General features: G+C 65.3%; 18 protein-coding genes. 12 read left to right on the forward strand and 6 right to left on the reverse strand.

What is annotated here, in order from left to right; genetic code table 11:
* Positions 1–5: 5 nt before the first annotated feature.
* Positions 6–857 (reverse strand): SDR family oxidoreductase, encoded by an 852-nt coding sequence (locus B8V81_RS16650; RefSeq protein ID WP_101808780.1) that lies wholly within the window; start codon positions 855–857, stop codon positions 6–8.
* A gap of 144 nt (positions 858–1001) precedes the next feature.
* Positions 1002–2027: a M23 family metallopeptidase gene (locus B8V81_RS16655; protein ID WP_101808781.1), complete on the reverse strand. Its 1026-nt coding sequence runs from the start codon at positions 2025–2027 to the stop codon at positions 1002–1004.
* 147 nt (positions 2028–2174) lie between these two features.
* On the opposite strand from B8V81_RS16655, the gene lipA reads away from it, so the two are divergent.
* Positions 2175–3071: a lipoyl synthase gene (gene lipA / locus B8V81_RS16660; RefSeq protein ID WP_028599980.1), complete on the forward strand. Its 897-nt coding sequence runs from the start codon at positions 2175–2177 to the stop codon at positions 3069–3071.
* Between the two features lie 31 nt (positions 3072–3102).
* On the forward strand, positions 3103–4125 hold the full coding sequence (locus B8V81_RS24935) for a YutD family protein (RefSeq protein ID WP_180968473.1): 1023 nt from the start codon (positions 3103–3105) through the stop codon (positions 4123–4125).
* A gap of 136 nt (positions 4126–4261) precedes the next feature.
* Here the strand turns inward: B8V81_RS24935 and B8V81_RS16670 are convergent, their stop codons facing one another.
* Both B8V81_RS16670 and B8V81_RS16675 read right to left on the reverse strand, forming a co-directional pair.
* Positions 4262–5089 (reverse strand): NAD kinase, encoded by an 828-nt coding sequence (locus B8V81_RS16670; RefSeq protein ID WP_043111631.1) that lies wholly within the window; start codon positions 5087–5089, stop codon positions 4262–4264.
* A gap of 94 nt (positions 5090–5183) precedes the next feature.
* The gene (locus tag B8V81_RS16675; RefSeq protein ID WP_101808782.1) at positions 5184–6263 is read right to left on the reverse strand and encodes a nucleoside recognition domain-containing protein; all 1080 of its coding nucleotides are present in this window, start codon (positions 6261–6263) and stop codon (positions 5184–5186) included.
* A gap of 418 nt (positions 6264–6681) precedes the next feature.
* Here B8V81_RS16675 and B8V81_RS16680 point away from each other — a divergent pair, with 418 nt between their 5' ends.
* Positions 6682–7077: a globin domain-containing protein gene (locus tag B8V81_RS16680; protein WP_028599978.1), complete on the forward strand. Its 396-nt coding sequence runs from the start codon at positions 6682–6684 to the stop codon at positions 7075–7077.
* Between the two features lie 33 nt (positions 7078–7110).
* Positions 7111–7830 carry a DUF2225 domain-containing protein gene (locus tag B8V81_RS16685; RefSeq protein WP_101808783.1) on the forward strand — a complete coding sequence of 240 codons (720 nt, stop codon included), beginning with the start codon at positions 7111–7113 and terminating at the stop codon, positions 7828–7830.
* Positions 7831–7908: 78 nt separating this feature from the next.
* Here B8V81_RS16685 and B8V81_RS16690 read toward each other — a convergent pair whose 3' ends face one another.
* Positions 7909–8142, reverse strand: a complete 234-nt coding sequence (locus B8V81_RS16690) for a hypothetical protein (RefSeq protein ID WP_101808784.1) — start codon at positions 8140–8142, stop codon at positions 7909–7911.
* Complete coding sequence (locus B8V81_RS16695) at positions 8139–8363, reverse strand: YycC family protein (protein WP_028599975.1); 225 nt, start codon at positions 8361–8363, stop codon at positions 8139–8141. The genes B8V81_RS16690 and B8V81_RS16695 overlap by 4 nt, the downstream gene beginning before the upstream one ends.
* 170 nt (positions 8364–8533) lie before the next feature.
* Here B8V81_RS16695 and B8V81_RS16700 point away from each other — a divergent pair, with 170 nt between their 5' ends.
* From B8V81_RS16700 to B8V81_RS16735, 8 genes are all read left to right on the forward strand, one after another.
* Positions 8534–10327 (forward strand): M3 family oligoendopeptidase, encoded by a 1794-nt coding sequence (locus B8V81_RS16700; protein ID WP_101808785.1) that lies wholly within the window; start codon positions 8534–8536, stop codon positions 10325–10327.
* A gap of 173 nt (positions 10328–10500) precedes the next feature.
* Positions 10501–11160: a fructose-6-phosphate aldolase gene (fsa, locus tag B8V81_RS16705; RefSeq protein ID WP_028599973.1), complete on the forward strand. Its 660-nt coding sequence runs from the start codon at positions 10501–10503 to the stop codon at positions 11158–11160.
* Between the two features lie 212 nt (positions 11161–11372).
* Positions 11373–12500: a P-loop NTPase family protein gene (locus B8V81_RS16710; protein WP_101808786.1), complete on the forward strand. Its 1128-nt coding sequence runs from the start codon at positions 11373–11375 to the stop codon at positions 12498–12500.
* Positions 12497–13768, forward strand: coding sequence for a TadA family conjugal transfer-associated ATPase (locus tag B8V81_RS16715; protein ID WP_101808787.1), 1272 nt, complete (start codon positions 12497–12499; stop codon positions 13766–13768). The genes B8V81_RS16710 and B8V81_RS16715 overlap by 4 nt, the downstream gene beginning before the upstream one ends.
* On the forward strand, positions 13758–14588 hold the full coding sequence (locus B8V81_RS16720; protein ID WP_101808788.1) for a type II secretion system F family protein: 831 nt from the start codon (positions 13758–13760) through the stop codon (positions 14586–14588). The genes B8V81_RS16715 and B8V81_RS16720 overlap by 11 nt, the downstream gene beginning before the upstream one ends.
* 13 nt (positions 14589–14601) lie before the next feature.
* Positions 14602–15492 carry a type II secretion system F family protein gene (locus B8V81_RS16725; protein WP_052333468.1) on the forward strand — a complete coding sequence of 297 codons (891 nt, stop codon included), beginning with the start codon at positions 14602–14604 and terminating at the stop codon, positions 15490–15492.
* A 35-nt stretch (positions 15493–15527) separates the two neighbouring features.
* Complete coding sequence (locus B8V81_RS16730; RefSeq protein ID WP_101808789.1) at positions 15528–15740, forward strand: Flp1 family type IVb pilin; 213 nt, start codon at positions 15528–15530, stop codon at positions 15738–15740.
* Positions 15712–16407, forward strand: a complete 696-nt coding sequence (locus tag B8V81_RS16735) for a hypothetical protein (protein WP_146000517.1) — start codon at positions 15712–15714, stop codon at positions 16405–16407. Before B8V81_RS16730 ends, B8V81_RS16735 begins: the two co-directional genes overlap by 29 nt.
* Positions 16408–16446: the final 39 nt, after the last annotated feature.

The raw sequence follows: 16446 nt of genomic DNA on the forward strand, positions 1-16446 counted from the left end.
CTTGCCTACTCGAGATCCAGATGCAGCTTACGCGTATTGCGCAGCCCTTGAAGGCCGTCCGGATCCTGCATGGTCTTGAAGCGGGCGAAAGCCTCGGCCGCCTCCGAGGTGCGCACGCGCAGCGGCTTCTCCTCCATGGCGAGCAGGGCGGACACGATGCCGGCGACGTCCTCGCCCGTCTGCGGCACGCTCGTGCGCGAGGCGAACCGGTCGAGGTAGCGGGTCAATAGAGGCTTGTACTCATCCTCAAGGATGCCGCCCGTCCGGGACACCTGGTCCATGACGGTGCCGGAGAACGCCGTCGCGACGGCGCCCGGCTCGATCAGCGTGACATCGATGTTGAAAGCGGGCTTGTAATAGGTCGCCAGGCTTTCGAGCAGGCCTTCGAGCGCGAACTTGCTGGAGCAATACAGCTCGTTGAACGGCTGTCCGACCAGGCCGCCGACGCTGGAGGTGACCAGCACATAACCGTTGTCGGAGCGCTTCAGCAGCGGCAGCGCCGCCCGGATCGTGCTCATGACGCCGAACACATTGGTCTCGAACAGCCGGCGCACGTCCTCCATGTCGGCTTGCTCCAGCGTGCGCAGCATGCCGTAGCCGGCGTTGCAGAACAGCGCGTCCAGCTTGCCGTGACGCTCGTCGATGAGACGGAAGGCCCGTTCGAGCGAGGCGGGATCGGTCACCTCCATCTCCAGGAACGTCAGGTTGGGCGTGCCGGCATAGGCGGCTTGATCCCGTTCGGGATGGCGGGTGCCGGCATAGACGGCATGGCCTTCGCCGGCAAGGCGGAGCGCGGTGGCGAGGCCGATGCCGGATGAGGCGCCGGTGATGCAGACGATGCTAGGGGACGAAGCCATCCTTTAGCCTCCTTTGGCAACTATCATCTATCGCTCCTATCCTACTCCGGGGAAGGGGAGAAAGCAAAAAGCCGCCCTGCATGAGGGCGGCTCGGATCATGCGGGCTGAGGCTGACGAGGCTTGCCGAAAGGGCTGCGGCGCCGCTAGCGGCCGCGGCGGGCTTTCTTCGCTTTCGCTTCGGCCTTTTCCCACTGGCGCAGCAGCGGATAAGGGTCGAACGCCCACTCGATCATGCCGCGATCCCGATAGATGCCGTAGTGGAGATGAGGCGGGAATTTGCCGGACGTGCCGGGCTTGCCGTAGCCGGAGCTGCCGACCCAGCCGAGCGTGCGGCCGGGCTCGACCGTCATGCCGCTGCGCAGCGACTTGTCGAAGCCGGACAGATGCGCATAATAATGGTAGCGGTTGTCGAGGTCGCGGATGCCGATGCGCCAGCCTCCGTAGGCGTTCCAGCCCATGTTCTCGATGACGCCGTAGCAGGTGCTGCGCACCGGCAGGCCGTGGCCGGCGAAGATGTCGGTGCCCTCGTGCGTCCGATGCCCGCCCCAGCCGCGGGCCGTTCCCCAGGTGCTGCGATAGGAGTAGTCCGTCCCGACCGGCACCGGAAAGGCGCTGCCGTCGAGATCGAGCCGTCCGAACGTGCGGTACAGCAGCGTGAACTGGTTGACCCGCTGGACGGCGCGCTGATTGTGGTAGAATTCCCAGACGCCGATCGAGAAGTCGTCTGCCGTGCCGCCGAAGCGCGCGACGGCCGACGCCTGGGCGTAGAGCAGGTCGATGTCGCTGCTCGGATCGGCCTTGCCGTCGCCGTCGCCGTCGCGGCCGATGCCGCCGAAAAAGCGGATCGAATCCGGATTGCGATCGCTCGGATCCGGGTTCGTCGCTCCGCTCCACTGCTCCGGCGAAGCGTACAGGCCGGCCCAGGAGCCGAGCTTCGGGCGCGCCTTGGGCCGCGCCTTGCGCAGCGTGCGCTCGTACTGGTCGAGGGCGGCGATCTGTTCCCAATCCAGTCCCGTCATGAGGGAGAGCTGCCCGTAGGCGGCGCGGCGCTGCTCCGGCGCTCCCGCCTCCTTCGCGTCCGCTTCCGATGCGGGAGCCGCGTGCGCCGGCTGACCGAGCGAGCCGCCGAGCAGCATCGCCGCAGCCGTCAGGGCCATCCATTTCTTCATTGCTAATGTCCACCTCCGCCGGGAACTTGAGCTCGCTCCCGTAGGTTCTGCGTTCCGATTGGATTTTATCCGAAACATGTTATAATGGAGGTCAGGTTTTACGCCCTTTTTTCTACCGAACGACAGAAAGCGAAAGCAGGGGATTCCATGAGCACCAGAGCTCCCAAACCGAAGCTGCCGAAGCCGGAATGGCTCAAGATCAAGCTTCAGACCGACGGCCACTACGCCGAGCTTAAAGATATGATGCGTTCCAAGACGCTGCATACGGTCTGCGAGGAAGCGCGCTGCCCCAACATCTACGAATGCTGGGCCAACCGCACCGCGACCTTCATGATTCTAGGCGACATCTGCACGCGCGCGTGCCGGTTCTGCGCCGTCAAGACCGGTCTGCCGACCGAGCTCGACCTGCAGGAGCCGGAGCGGGTCGCCGAAGCGGCCGAGCAGATGGGCCTGCGCCACTGCGTCGTCACCTCCGTGGCGCGCGACGACCTGAAGGACGGCGGCGCTTCGATCTTCGCCGCGACGATCAAGGCGATCCGCGCCCGCCTGCCGCTGTGCAGCGTGGAGGTGCTCATTCCCGACTTCCTGGGCAACGAGGAGTCGCTGCGGATCGTGATGGACGCCAAGCCCGATATCCTCAACCATAACATCGAGACGGTCGAGCGGCTGTCGGACCGGGTCCGCGCCAAGGCGAAGTACAAGCGCTCGATCGAGCTGCTGCGCCGGGCCAAGGAGATGGCTCCGTCGATTCCGACCAAGTCGAGCATCATGCTCGGCGTCGGCGAGGAATACGAGGAAATCATCGCTTCGATGGACGATCTGCGCTCGGTCGACGTCAACATCTTGACGCTCGGCCAGTATTTGCAGCCGTCGCCGAACCATCTGGCGGTCGCGCGCTACGTCCATCCGGACGAGTTCAAGCAGCTGAAGGAAGACGGCCTCGCGCGCGGCTTCAGCCACGTCGAATCCGGTCCGATGGTGCGCAGCTCGTACCATGCGCATGAACAGGTCAAATCTGCAGCAGGAGCGGCATCCGGAGTATGACCGGCCGCCCGGGCCGCTAGGAGGGCTACCGGTGATCTTTGTCGGAACGAAGAAGTACGAGCTGATCCATGAACACAAGACCGCCTGGAACGCCGAAGTATTCCGGGACCGCTACAGCGACGTGCTGGAGCGCTACGACTATATCGTCGGAGACTGGGGATACAGCCAGCTCCGGCTCAAGGGCTTCTATCGCGACGGCCATCCGAAGGCGAACCGGGACACGTCCTATTCCAGCCTCATGGAATATATCAACGAGTATTGCAACTTCGGCTGCGCGTACTTCGTGATGGAGCTCAAGGAGCCGGCATCCGCCGATCCGGACGCTCCGCCGGAGCAGCCGGCGGCCGGCGACATCGTCATCGTGCCGGGCGTGCGGCGCTTCGAGGAGGACAGCTACAGCCGTCCTCCGGCCGCCGACCGCCGGCGCGGGGCGGACCGATCTTCCGGCTCGAAGCGCGGAGCGGCTGGCGATTCGGCGGCCGATGGCGAGGCCGAAGCAGCTGCCGCCGGCGAGCGCCGACAGCCGCAGGGCGGCCGGACAGGCGGAGGCAAGCGCCAGGGCGGCGGAGGGCCGCATGGCGGCAAGCGCCGCGAGCATGCCTCGAGCGGCTCCGAGCGGCGCGGCGAACGGCGGGAGCATGCCTCCGCCGGCTCCGACCGGCGCGAGCAGGCTTCGCCCGGCGGCGGCGAGAAGCGCGAGCGGCGGGAGCGCCGCGACCAGAGCGGAGCTTCCGCCGCTCCGGAGCGGCAGCGCGAGCCGGGCGGCGAGCGGGCGCGCGAAACGCAGGGCGAGACGCCGCGTGCCGACCGCGGCGAGCGGCCGCCGCAGAGCTCGGGCGGCGGCCGTCGAGGCGGCTCGCACCGGCGCGGCGGCCGCAGCAGCGGCTCGGGCGGCGAGCATGCGCCGCAGCAGCAGCCGGGCGAGCCGCGCCAAGGCGGAGCCGGCGAGCGTCCGGGTGGCGGCGAGCGTCCGCAGGGAGGCCGCCGCAAGCAGCAGGCCGGCGGAGGCCAGCCTCCAGCCGGTCCGGGACCCGGCGGACCGTCCGGCAGCTAGCGACTAGCGGGCTCGGCGGATGCGGGAGAGCGGCAAAAAGGGACGTGCACGAGCGCAAGCTCGTGCACGTCCCTTTTTCATGGCGCCTTGCGCGGCTTGTCCTGTCCGGCGCATGTCCCGCGGGAGCTGCGGCCGTTCAGCCCGGAAACCGCGAGTCGGGCTGAGGCTGGGAATCGTTCGTGTCGATGAAGGCGTCGCGCACGCGGTTCCAGAACGGAAACGGGCGATAGCGCGCGAAGCTGACCCGCGACTCGGCGACGCTGCAGCGGATCGAGCGGATGTCCGAGCGCTGGATGTTCAGGTGATCGATCGTCAGCAGCAGCCGCTGGTCTTTTTTGGACAGCAGATCGCAGTGATGATGCTGCGGCAGGATGACCGACGTGCCGAGCGTCCGATAGACGCGGTTGTTGATCGAGGCGATCTCCGCCAGCTGCAGCGACGGGATCGACGGATGAATGACGGCGCCGTTCAAGCTTTTGTTGTACGCGGTGCTGCCGGTCGGCGTCGAGATGACCATGCCGTCGCCGCGGAACATCTCGAACGGCTCGTCGTTGATGTTCACCTGCACGACGAGCGTGCCGTCCACGCCCTTGAGGGTGAACTCGTTGAGCGCCAGATAGCCGGTCGTTCCCTCCGGCGTATCGAGCTCGATCTGAGCGAGCGGATAATGGACCAGCTTGGGCTGCTGCTCGGCCATCATGCGCACGAGCTCCTCCAGCTCGTCCGCCTGCCAGTCGGCGTAAAAGCCGAGATGGCCGGTATGGACGCCGACGAAGGCGACCTCCTCGATCCGCTCCAGATAAGTATGAAAGGCATGAAGCAGAGTGCCGTCTCCGCCGATGGAGATGACCATGTCCGGTTTCTTGTCGTTGCGGATGAATCCGCGTCCGGCCGCCAGCCGGTGAAACCGTTCCGTCAGCTCGTTGGACAGCCGGTCGCCTCGGCTCAATACCACATAGTTCAACAACGCAGGCGCTCCTTCCGAATCAATCAGGATACCCAAATGATAGCGGAAATCGCGGGCGAACACAATGACGGCGGCCTCTGTCGGGAGCGGCTCATCCGGGACCGATCCAGCCCCAAAGGGCGTATACCATGCCGGCGGCGAGCAGTCCGTGCAGGAAGCGGGCGAGCAGGAACGGCCGGTACCGCATGCCGGTATGGCTGACGAGGCTGGCGATCTGCGCGTGGACCGAGAGTCCGGCCCAGCTGAGCACCCAGGCGGCGAGCGCAGTGCGGTGGAGGAGCGCGAGGCTCGCTTCGGAGGAGGCTTTGGCTCCGAGCGTCACCTCGAACAGGCCGCTGATGACCGGAGCGGCGGAGGAGGCCGAGCCGCCGAACGCTTCGAACACGAGGCCGAGTCCCGCTTCCAGCAGGCCGAGCAGCGACGTCTCGCGGAGCAGCTCCATGAGGACGGAGAACACGACGACCAGCCCGCCGACGACAATCATGAGCCTCAGCCCCGACTGGACGGCATCTCGCACGAGCACGCTGAACGGGCGGCCGTCGAGCAGCCTCGCCTCGTGCATCGCCTTCAGAGCGGAGACGATGCCGCCTCGCTTGCGGGCGGACGAGTTGCGGCGGGGCAGCATCGGCTCGGGAGCAGCCTCCTCCGCTTCGCCGCGGCCGTGCCAGCGCATGAGGAAGCCGATCGCGAGGCTGCTGCCGTAGTGCGCGGCCGCCAGCACGGGCGCGATCGCGGCCTGGTGGAAGAAGCCGACCGAAACGGCGCCGATGAGAAAGATCGGATCGGAGGTCGTCGTGACCGCGACGAGCCTCTCTCCTTCCACCCGCGAGATGAGCTTCTGGTCCCAGAGCTGGGACGCCAGGCGAGCTCCGACCGGATAGCCGGACAGATAGCCCATCGCCAGCACGAAGCCTCCGCTTCCCGGTATGCGGAATACCGGCCGCATGACGGGGTCGAGCAGCTTCCCGGCGAAATGGACGATGCCGAGTCCGAGCATGAGCTCCGACAGGACGAAGAACGGGAAGAGGGCGGGGAACAGCACCTCCCACCAGATCGAAAGGCCGCGCAGGGACGAGGCCAGCACGGAAGCGGGATAAAAGGCCATGAGCGCCATGAGCAGGGCGGCGCAGAGGGCGGTGACGGTCGACGGATGAAGCAGCTTGCGGCTCATGGGCGGGGCGCTCCTTCGGATGGGATGAGGGACAGGAAAGCTTGATCCATTGTATGAGACAAGCGCGGGAATCAGAAGGACAAACCGTTGTCAGAAAAATCTAAAAAAGATAGAAAACGCTTGCAAAAAGGGCTGGCATTCCGTTTTCTTTATGGTACAATAGCATTACTCTAAACGGCTTGGAGTGATGGAGAATGAGTGTTGTCGCAGGCATTCTGGTTTGCGCTTTTGTGTATGTGATTCGCGAGTCCCTCATGGCTCCCGGTGAAGAAGATTACGAAAGCTGAAGCTTGTTCCCACCACTTATCCGAATGCCCGCGATGCGGGCATTTTTTCATGGGAAAACGCTTTCTAGCCGCGAGAGAGTAGTTCTTTCCTCATAGACCGTTCGACCTAATAAATGGAGGTTTCCTTACCGATGAATAAACCGAGCAGTCCGTACGAGCTCATGGGCGGAGCGGAGACGATCACGAGGCTCGTCCATGCCTTTTATCCTAAAGTCGTTCAGAACGAGCGGCTTGCCCCGTTGTTTCAAAACGATCTGGCGCCGGTCATGGAAAAGCAAATCCAGTTCTTGACCCAGTTTTTCGGAGGTCCGCCGCTGTTTTCGGACGAGCACGGCCATCCGATGATGAGGGCCCGCCATCTGCCGTTCCGCATCACCCCCGAACACGCGGCCGCGTGGCTCGGCTGCATGGATGCGGCGGCGAGGGAGATCGGCATGCCGGACGACCTGAGAAGCTTCGTCATCGACCGCTTGTCCGGTCCCGCCTACCATTTCGTGAACAGCGACGGCCAGGACGATACGGAATAAGAGCCCGACAACCGAGAAGGAGATGTTTCGCGCATGGAGCCGCTATATGAATCGGTCGTATCCTGTCCCTGCTGCGAATCCGAGTATCCGACCGCCCGCGTCCGTTCCAGCTTCAAGCGGGCGGTCTCGTCCGACACGGACTTTTGCTGCTACTACAAGCATGATGTCAACGCGGATTTTTATGTCGTGCGCGTCTGCCCGCGCTGCGGCTACGCGACGACGGAGAACGGCTCGCGCGAGCTGAGGCATGACCAGAAAAAAGCTTATTTCGAGCAGATCGGCCCTTCCTGGAAGCCGAGGAGCTTCAGCGGCGAGAGGACGAGGGAGCAGGCGCTGCTCTGCTACAAGCTCGCGCTTCTGAGCGCCCAGGCGATCGGCGAGAAGGCGCGGCTCATCGCGGGCCTGCTGCATCATATCGCCTGGCTGCACCGCTACGGCCGCGAGGAGGAGCAGGAGCGGCGCTTCCTGCGCCATGCGCTCGAGGCGTACAAGTCCGTCTTCGAGCATGAGCATGTGGAGAACGACGCCAAGCTCATGTACCTGATCGGCGAGCTGCACCGCCGCCTGGACGAGCCGCGCGAGGCGGTGCGCTGGTTTTCCCGCGTCGTGCAGGATCCGTCCATCATGGACGCGGCGATGATCCAGGCGAGCCGCCGCCAGTGGCAGTTCATCCGCGAGCAGACGGCCGGGGCCGTTCCCGAGTGGATCGCCGACGGCGCTGCCGAGGGCGGAGCCGCAGCCGTCCCGTCATGAACCGAAAAAGCGTTCCCCGCGAGAGAGCCTCTTCGCAGGGAACGCTTTTTTGGCTTGCCGTCCCCGGCGGGGCTGCGGCTACAGGCTGCGTACGGGGACGTCCATCAGCAGATAGTCCTTGTCGGCGTCGAGCACCGTGACCCGGTTATGGCAGCACGGAAAGACGAGCAGCTTCTTCGCGCCGTCCGCGATCGTCTTGAGGTCGGACGGGCGCAGCGGCAGCAGCACGTTGTCGCGGCCGCAGAACGGACAGCCGGCCAGGACATCCTTCATCTGGACATCGTAAGGCCAAGAGCGTTCGAACGGAATCATCGGTCCTCGTCCTTTTCCGGTTCGGACGGGGCGCCGGCCGTCTCGGGACCTGCGGCGGCAGCGGGTTTCTCCTGGCTGTCGGCGCCTTCGGCGCGGGCCAGCTCAGCCATTTTTTGGAGAAGGATATGGCGGGGCATATGCATGAGATGCTCCAGCGGCACGCCAAGCTGCTTGGCGAGCTTGACGGCCGTGTCGGCGGATATGGGCAGCGGTCTGGACATGTCGGTTCCTCCTTGCCGAAGTAGCGCCGCTGTCGTTCCGGTGGCGGATGGCGAGCGGCGCGAGCTATAATGGTAGCATACACGGCTGGACAAGTCCGCGCAACGCGCGGCGCCGCCGCCCTTCGAGAGAACGGGCTTGCGGCGAGGCCGGAAGGAGAGGATTTGAAACGATGCCAACATCCGTCTATCCGCTGAATTGGAACCTGGAGGTCTTTTACCCTGGCGGGTCCGCGTCGCCCGAGCTGAAGCAGGAGCTGCAAGGAATCTCGGACGACATCGCCCGGCTGAACGCGGAGCTGACGGCTGCGTCGGGCTCGGAGGGCGTGCCGGGGGCAAGCGGAGAGCAGCTGGACCGCTGGACCGAATCCGCTCAATCGATCGCCGCTCGGCTCGGCCAGACGGACAGCTTCGTCGGCTGCCTGCTCGCGGCCAACGTCCATGACAAGGAAGCGGCCTCGCTCAACGGGCGCATCCAGTCGCTGGAGGCCGACTATACGATCGCCCTTACCCGGTTCGACGATCTGATGAGCCGCACGCCGGACTCGATCTGGGAGAGCTGGGTCCAGTCCTCTCCGGTCCGCTTTTATCTGAGCGAGCGCCGTCAGAACGCCCGCGAGAAGCTTCGTCCCGAGCTGGAAGCGTTTGCGGCCGATCTGGCGGTGGACGGCTATCATGCCTGGGGCAACCTGTACAACACCATCGTATCCCGCGCGAAATTCAAGGCGAAGGACAAGGACGGCAACGAGGAGGTCCTGTCCGCCGGCCAGATGTTCAACCGCCTGACCGACGCCGACCGCGGCGTCCGGGTCGAAGCGTTCGCCGAATGGGAGCGCGAATGGTCCGAGCACGCGCAGCTGTGCGCCGACACGATCAACCATATCGCCGGCTTCCGCCTGAAGCTGTACGACAAGCGCGGCTGGGGCGACGTGCTCAAGGAGCCGCTCAAGATGAACCGCATGACGCAAGCGACGCTGGACGCGATGTGGGCGGCGATCGAAGAAGGCAAGAAGGACCTGCTTCGCTACTTCGAGCGCAAGGCGAAGCTGCTCGGCGTCGAGCGGCTGGACTGGCATGACGTCACCGCTCCGCTCGGCTCGAGCACGACGAAGATTTCCTACGACGACGCCTGCCGGCAGATCGAGGAGCAGTTCGCCCGCTTCGATCCGAAGCTCGCCGAGTTCGCCGCGATGGCGCTCAAGGAAGGATGGGTCGAGGCCGAGGATCGTCCCGGCAAGCGTCCCGGCGGCTTCTGCGCCTCGTTCCCGGTCAAAGGGCAGACGCGCATCTTCATGACGTATTCCGGCACGGTGGACAACGTCAGCACGCTGGCGCATGAGCTCGGCCACTCCTACCATTCCTACGTCATGGAAGATCTTCCTCCATTCTCCAAGCAATACGCGATGAACGTCGCCGAGACGGCCTCGACCTTCGCGGAGATCATCGTCGCCCAGTCGCAGCTCGAGCTGGCCGAGTCCAAGGAAGAGAAGATCGCGCTGCTGGAGCTGAAGATCCAGAATGCGGTCGCCTTCTTCATGAACATCCACGCCCGCCTGCTGTTCGAGCTGAGCTTCTACGAGGAGCGCCGCAGCGGCGAGGTGTCGGTCAAGCGCCTGAACGAGCTGATGGAGGCGGCGCAGCGCAAGGCTTACGGCGACGCGATCGGCGAGGCGCATCCGCATTTCTGGGCGGCGAAGCTGCATTTCTTCTTCACGGGCACGCCGTTCTACAATTTCCCGTATACGTTCGGCTACCTGTTCAGCGCCGGCCTGTACGCCCGCGCCAAGGAGGCCGGTCCCGGCTTCGCCGAGCAGTACGTCAGCCTGCTGCGCGACACGGGCAGCATGTCGGTGGAGGAGCTTGCGCTCAAGCATCTGGGCGCGAACCTGCAGCAGGAGGATTTCTGGCGCAGCGCCGTGGCGCTTACGGGCGACGACATCCGGCAATTCCTCGAGCTGACCGAATAAGCCTCGGCGACAGTTCGCGATGACGGCCGTCTGAAGGTTGGATGAAGCTTGGCCGAGGTACATGAAGATTCCATAAAGAGGGTTGAAACCGGTCGGCATGGAGCGTATTCTGTCGACAGGAAGGGCTTCAAGTGAATCTATTTCCTAGGAAATGATCGAGGAGGAGCGAGCTGATGAAATTCTTTCTGGATACCGCCAATGTAGAGGAAATCAAGCGCGTCGCCAAGCTGGGCCTGGTGGACGGCGTGACGACGAATCCGACGCTCGTCGCCAAGGAAGGCCGCGTCTTCAAGGAAGTCGTGCAGGAAATCTGCCGGATCGTGCCGGGTCCAGTAAGCGCCGAGGTGACCGGATCGACCAGCGACGAAATGCTCAAGGAAGCGCTCGAGATCGCCGAATGGGCGCCCAACGTCGTCATCAAGGTGCCGCTCACCGAAGACGGCCTGTACGTCACCCACGCGCTCGCGCAGAAGGGCATCAAGACGAACGTGACGCTTGTCTTCTCCGTCGCCCAGGGCCTGATGGCCGCAAAAGCGGGCGCGACGTTCATCAGTCCGTTCGTCGGCCGGCTGGACGACATCGGCATGACCGGCATGGATCTCGTGCGCGATCTGTCCGCCATCATCAAGATCTACGGCTTCCAGACGGAGATCATCGTCGCCAGCATCCGCAGCCTGGAGCATGTCAAGGAGGCGGCTCTCGCCGGCGCTCATATCGCCACGATTCCGGGCTCGCTCCTGCCGACGCTTTGGAAGCACCCGCTCACCGACATCGGCATCGAGCGCTTCACGGCCGATTGGAACAAAATGCAGGCGTCCTTGGCCAAGGGCTGATCCGGCCGCTTGAGCAGATTCTGGAAGTCGATATCTCCCTAACGTTCCTTTCGGAAAAAGGGCATTTATTCCAGAAATGAGGCTTGACCGCCTCTTCCGGGCCATGCTATAGTCGACTCAATTCAATCGAATGACCTTGCGGAAGCACCGCAAATGAGCAGAACATCTGCTTGTTTGCGGTGCTTTTTCGCGTCCAGGGAGGGATCGGCCTGATGGCCAGGCTTGAGCTTGTCGTCGCGGCGGCAGAATCGGAATACATGCGGAGGCTGGCGGCCGGCGTGAGGGAATCGCCGTTCGGGAGCCGGTGGCGAATGACGGCTTGCACGACCGGCGATTCGCTGCGCCATTATTTGAAAGGAGGCTATGCCGTCCATCTGGTGCTGGCCCAGCCGTCGCTGCTGGAGCAGGCGGGCGAGCTTCCCGCCGGCATTCCGGCCGCGGCATTCGTCCGGCGCCGCGGCGAAGGCGGCGGATTGCCCGAGCTGCTCCAGTACCAGCCGGTGCCGGAGCTGCTGGCCGCCATCGAGGCGCTGCATGCGGGCAGAGGCGCAGTCCGGCTGCAGGGCGGAGGAGGCGGGCGGGCATCCGTAATCGCCGTCTGCGATCCTGCCGGAGGGGCGGGCAAGACGACCTGCTCGCTCTGGCTGGCGCGGTTGGCCGGAGAGCGCGGGCATCGCGCGCTGTATCTCAATCTGGAGCGCTTCGACGCCTCCGGGCTGCAGCTGCGCGAGCCGGGAGAGCCCGCGGAGGAGGGGATCGAGGCGCTGCTGTACGCGCTCAAGGCGGACAAGCCGGACTTTCCCGCCCAGCTGGCGGGCGTGCGCCGATACAGCCGGCGAATGGGAACGGACTACGTCGGCGAGGCGCCGAGTCCCGAGGAGCGGCAGTCGATGACCGGCGATGATGCCGCGCGCCTGCTGGAGGCGGTGGCGGGCAGCGGCATGTACGAGCTCATCGTCGCCGATATGGACAGCTTGCTGGACGAAGCGGCGGCAGCGGTGCTGGAGCGGAGCGACGCAGTCGTTTGGCTCTCTGAGCCTTCGCCCGCCGCCAGGCGCAAGTCCCGGCTGGCGTTCGAGGCCGCCGCCGCGCGGCATCCTGCTGCGGCCGCCGCCGCGCGCAGCAGGATGCTTCGCGTCCGGAGCCGGGTCAGGCCGCGGGCGCTGACGGAGGAGGAAGAGGTCAGGGACGACGACGATCCGCTGCCGCCCTATGCGGCGGAGCTTCCTTACGATCCGGGCATCGGCTTCGCGGAGTCGGCCTCGCCGGCTTACATTCGGGCGGCAGGGGAGCTGCTGGAGCGTCTCGGCTGCGCGGCTCAGAGGAGCGTGCGGCCATGAGCGGACCGGCGGCGAGGCCGGCAGGCCATATAGCTGCGAGCCTGCGCGAGCAGATCCGGGCCGCGATCGATGCCGGCGGGGAGATCGGCGACGACGAGCTGATGCGGACGGTGGAGCGGACCGTCGACCGCTGGGAGGGCAGCGTCCGCCTCGTTTCCAGCGAGCGGCTGCGGCTCGTGCGGCAGCTTTTCCATTCGTTCCGCGGCTTGGATGTGCTGGAGCCGCTGCTCAAGGACGATTCAATCACGGAAATCATGATCAACGGGCATCGTCAGCTGTTCGCGGAGCGAGCGGGCCGCGTCGAGCCGCTCCGCGAACAGTTCGAGAGCCGGGAGAGGCTGGAGGACCTGATCCAGGCGATCGTGGCTCAGGTCAACCGCGTCGTCAACGAATCGTCGCCGATCGTAGACGCGCGGCTCGCCGACGGGTCGCGGGTGCACATCGTCCTTCCGCCGGCGTCGTTGTCGGGACCGGTCGTGACGATCCGCAAATTTCCGAAGCGGCCGCTGCTGATGGACGGACTCGTCGCCTGCGGCTGCCTCACGGAAGACGCGGCCGGATTTCTGCGCACGCTCGTGCGCGCGGGGTTCAACATCTTCATCAGCGGGGGCACCGGCAGCGGCAAGACGACCTTCCTCAACGCGCTGTCCCGCTCTATCCCGGACGAGGAACGAGTCGTCACGATCGAGGATTCCGCCGAGCTGCAGCTGCAGGTGCCGAATCTCGTGCGCCTCGAGACGCGCAACGCCAACACCGAGGGCAAGGGCGCGCTGCCGATGCGTCAGCTCATCCGGGCTTCGCTGCGGATGCGTCCCAATCGGATCATCGTCGGCGAGGTGCGGGGCGAGGAGGCGGCGGACATGCTGGCGGCGATGAATACCGGCCATGACGGGAGCATGAGCTCCGGCCACGCGAACAGCGCCAAGGACATGCTCAGCCGGCTCGAGACGATGGTGCTTGCGGCGGCGGAGCTTCCGGTAGCGGCCATCCGCCAGCAGATTTTGTCGGCGGTGGACGTCATCGTGCATCTGTCGAGGATGCGCGACCATTCGCGCAAGGTGCTGGAGATTTCCCAGCTGGCCGGCATCGAGGGCGGGGAGATTCGGCTGGAGCCGCTTTACCGCTACGAGGCGGGGCCGGACGGCGCGTCGATGCTTCGGCGCACGACGGCGGAGCTGCGGCGGAGCGACAAGTGGGAGCGCGCCGGCGGCGAACCCTTCGGTGCCAGCAGCTCCTCCGCCAAGGAGGAACGGGACGATGGCGATTGAGCGCGCGCAGCTCTGGCTGGAGCGGATCGGCTGGCCGGCAGGCCGGGATCGGCCGCAGCCGGCATCCGCCGGAGCAGGCGCCGACTACAGCCGATACGAGCTGAGCCGCCGCGAGTTCCTGCTCGCCTTCGCGGCCGGAGCCGCGCTTGTTTTTGCGGCGGCATATCTGTTTTATCTGAATGTTTTGATCGCCCTGCTATTCTCACTCGCCGGCATCAAGGCGCCATCGCTCTATCGGGAGCATGTCCGCGTCAAGCGGCAGGAGAGGCTTCGGATCCACTTCAAGGAAATGCTGTTCTCCCTCTCCTCCTCGCTGGCGGCGGGCCGTTCGGTCGAAAATGCGCTGTTCGCATCGATCGGCGACCTCAGGCTCATCTACACGGGGTCCAGCACGGATCTGCTGCTGGAGCTGGAGCGCATCCGCCGCCGCTGCGCGAACGGAGAGACGCTGGAGTCGGGACTGCTTGATTTTGCCGCCCGTTCCGGCGTCGACGAGATCATGCAGTTCACAGACGTATTCACGACCTGCAAGCGCACTGGAGGCGACCTGGTCGAGATCGTGCGCCGCACCTCCCAGCTGATCGGAGAGCGGATCGAGGTCAATCAGGAGATTCAGGTGCTGATCGCCCAAAAGAAATTCGAGTCGCGCATTATGTTGGGCGTGCCGTTCGCTTTTCTCGGCTTTCTTCATCTGGCCGCTCCGGATTACATGGCGCCGCTCTATGCCAGCGCAGCGGGGTATGTCCTCATCACGGCCGCGCTGCTGCTGTTCGCCGCTTGCGGCTGGCTGATGCTGAAAATTATGGACATTCGGCTGTGAGGAGGTGGAGCGGATGGGATATGGATGGGGTTTTGCGACGATGGCGCTTGCCTGGATCGCGATGGCGGCGGCGACGCTCGGCTGGCGCAAGGCATGGAATACGGCCTGGTCCGCAATGAGGACGAGGGACCGAGAGCGGATCGGCCGCTTGTTTGGCGGGGAAGCCTTGCTGCGGCTCGCCGCGCGCCACGGCATGCCGCAGGCGGCCGAGGATCGGATTGCGGCGCTGCATGCGCTGCTCGTGCCGCTCCGAGGAGAGAGCTGGACGGCGGTGGATACGAGGCGTCTAGCCGCATCGGCCGTTGCAGGCGGCTATGCCGCGGCGACGGGAGGCTGGCTCGTCGCCGCGGCGGCGGGCGAGCCGCTCATCGCCTGGCTCGGCGTCTTCGCCGGCCTGGCGCTGCCGGCGGGCAAGATTCGCGACATCAAGGCCAAGGCGAAGCGGCGGAAGCAGGAGCTGCTGCTCGGGCTGCCCGATCTGCTGGGCAAGCTCACCCTGCTCGTAGGCGCAGGCGAGACGGTGCAGAGGGCGCTCGCCCGCTGCGCCGAGCGGCCGCCTCGGGGCAGAGCGGACGATCCGCTGCATCTGGAGCTGGCGAGGACGGTCCAGCTGCTGGCTAGCGGCCATCCGTTCAGCGCGGCGCTCGAGTCGTTCAGCCGACGCTGCTCGGTGCAGGAGGCCTCGGTATTCGCGACCGTGCTGCTGCTGAATCACCGCCGGGGAGGCGACCAGCTCTCCCTCGCGCTGAAGGAAATCTCCATCCCCCTCTGGGACAAGCGCCGCAGCGCGGCGCGCGCCAGGGGCGAGGAGGCTTCCTCGAGACTCGTATTTCCGCTCGTCGGCATCTTTTTCATCCTGATGATGCTGGTCGGAGCGCCGGCTATCCTCTTCATGGGCGGGTAGCCGATTCTAAATCTATTTTACTGGAGGAATCGACAATGAAACGAAACGCATGGCTGCAGCCGAAGGGCCGTCTGCATGACGCGCTGAAGCGCTTCGCACGTTCGGAAGAAGGACTGGGCACGCTGGAAATCATCCTCATTATCGCTGTCGTCATCATCATCGCCCTCATCTTCAAGGAATGGATCATCGATCTCATCAACAACCTCATGGGCAAAGCCGATGATCAGGCGAACAAGATTTTCGAATGACGGAAGCGCGCGGCTGCTGAAGCGGCTCGCAGGCGGAACGGAGGGCAGTTTCGCGCTGGAGGCGGTCTCGGTGTTCCCGCTGCTGCTGGCCGCGACGCTGGCTTGGATGCTCGCCGCGCTGTTCGTCTTCCGGGGCAGCGTGCTGCAAAGCGGAGCGGCCCGCGCTGCGGACGCGGCTTCCCTGCATTGGGACAACAGCAAGCGGGAGCAGTCCGGCCTGCCTCCGGCCGGACAAGACGACGGCTTGTACTGGCGGCTGTCGCAGGACAGCTTGCTGCAGGGGCTGCTCGGGCTTGGCGCAGGCGAGGACGAGGCTGTCGAAACGATCGCCTTGCCGGCATCGCAAAGCCCTTCGTCTGACGGCTCGCTGGCCGCGGCCAAGCTCGGCAAGGCGGCGGCCAGGCTGTCCCCGCGGCTCGTCGGCGAGATGGCCTATCGCAGGGATGGACTGGATCGGCGCACGGAAAGCCGCCTGCGCTTGCCGGTCGCGGCAGCGGAAGGACTCGTTCCCGCTGTTCGGGCATCGGCCGTCGTCACCGATCCGGTCGAGTTCATCCGCAGCGTCGATTTGGCTCGTTATTATACGGCCAAATTCCGCTCCTCCCGCGACGTGCAGCCTTCTTCGGCGGGAAAGGCGCTGACCGACTATGCTTCGGGCCGTCCATAGACGGCTGGCTTCGGCGTTCAAGCGGCCGGGCGGCGAAGC

Source organism: Paenibacillus pasadenensis, assembly GCF_002864175.1.
Taxonomy (GTDB): domain Bacteria; phylum Bacillota; class Bacilli; order Paenibacillales; family Paenibacillaceae; genus Paenibacillus_O; species Paenibacillus_O pasadenensis.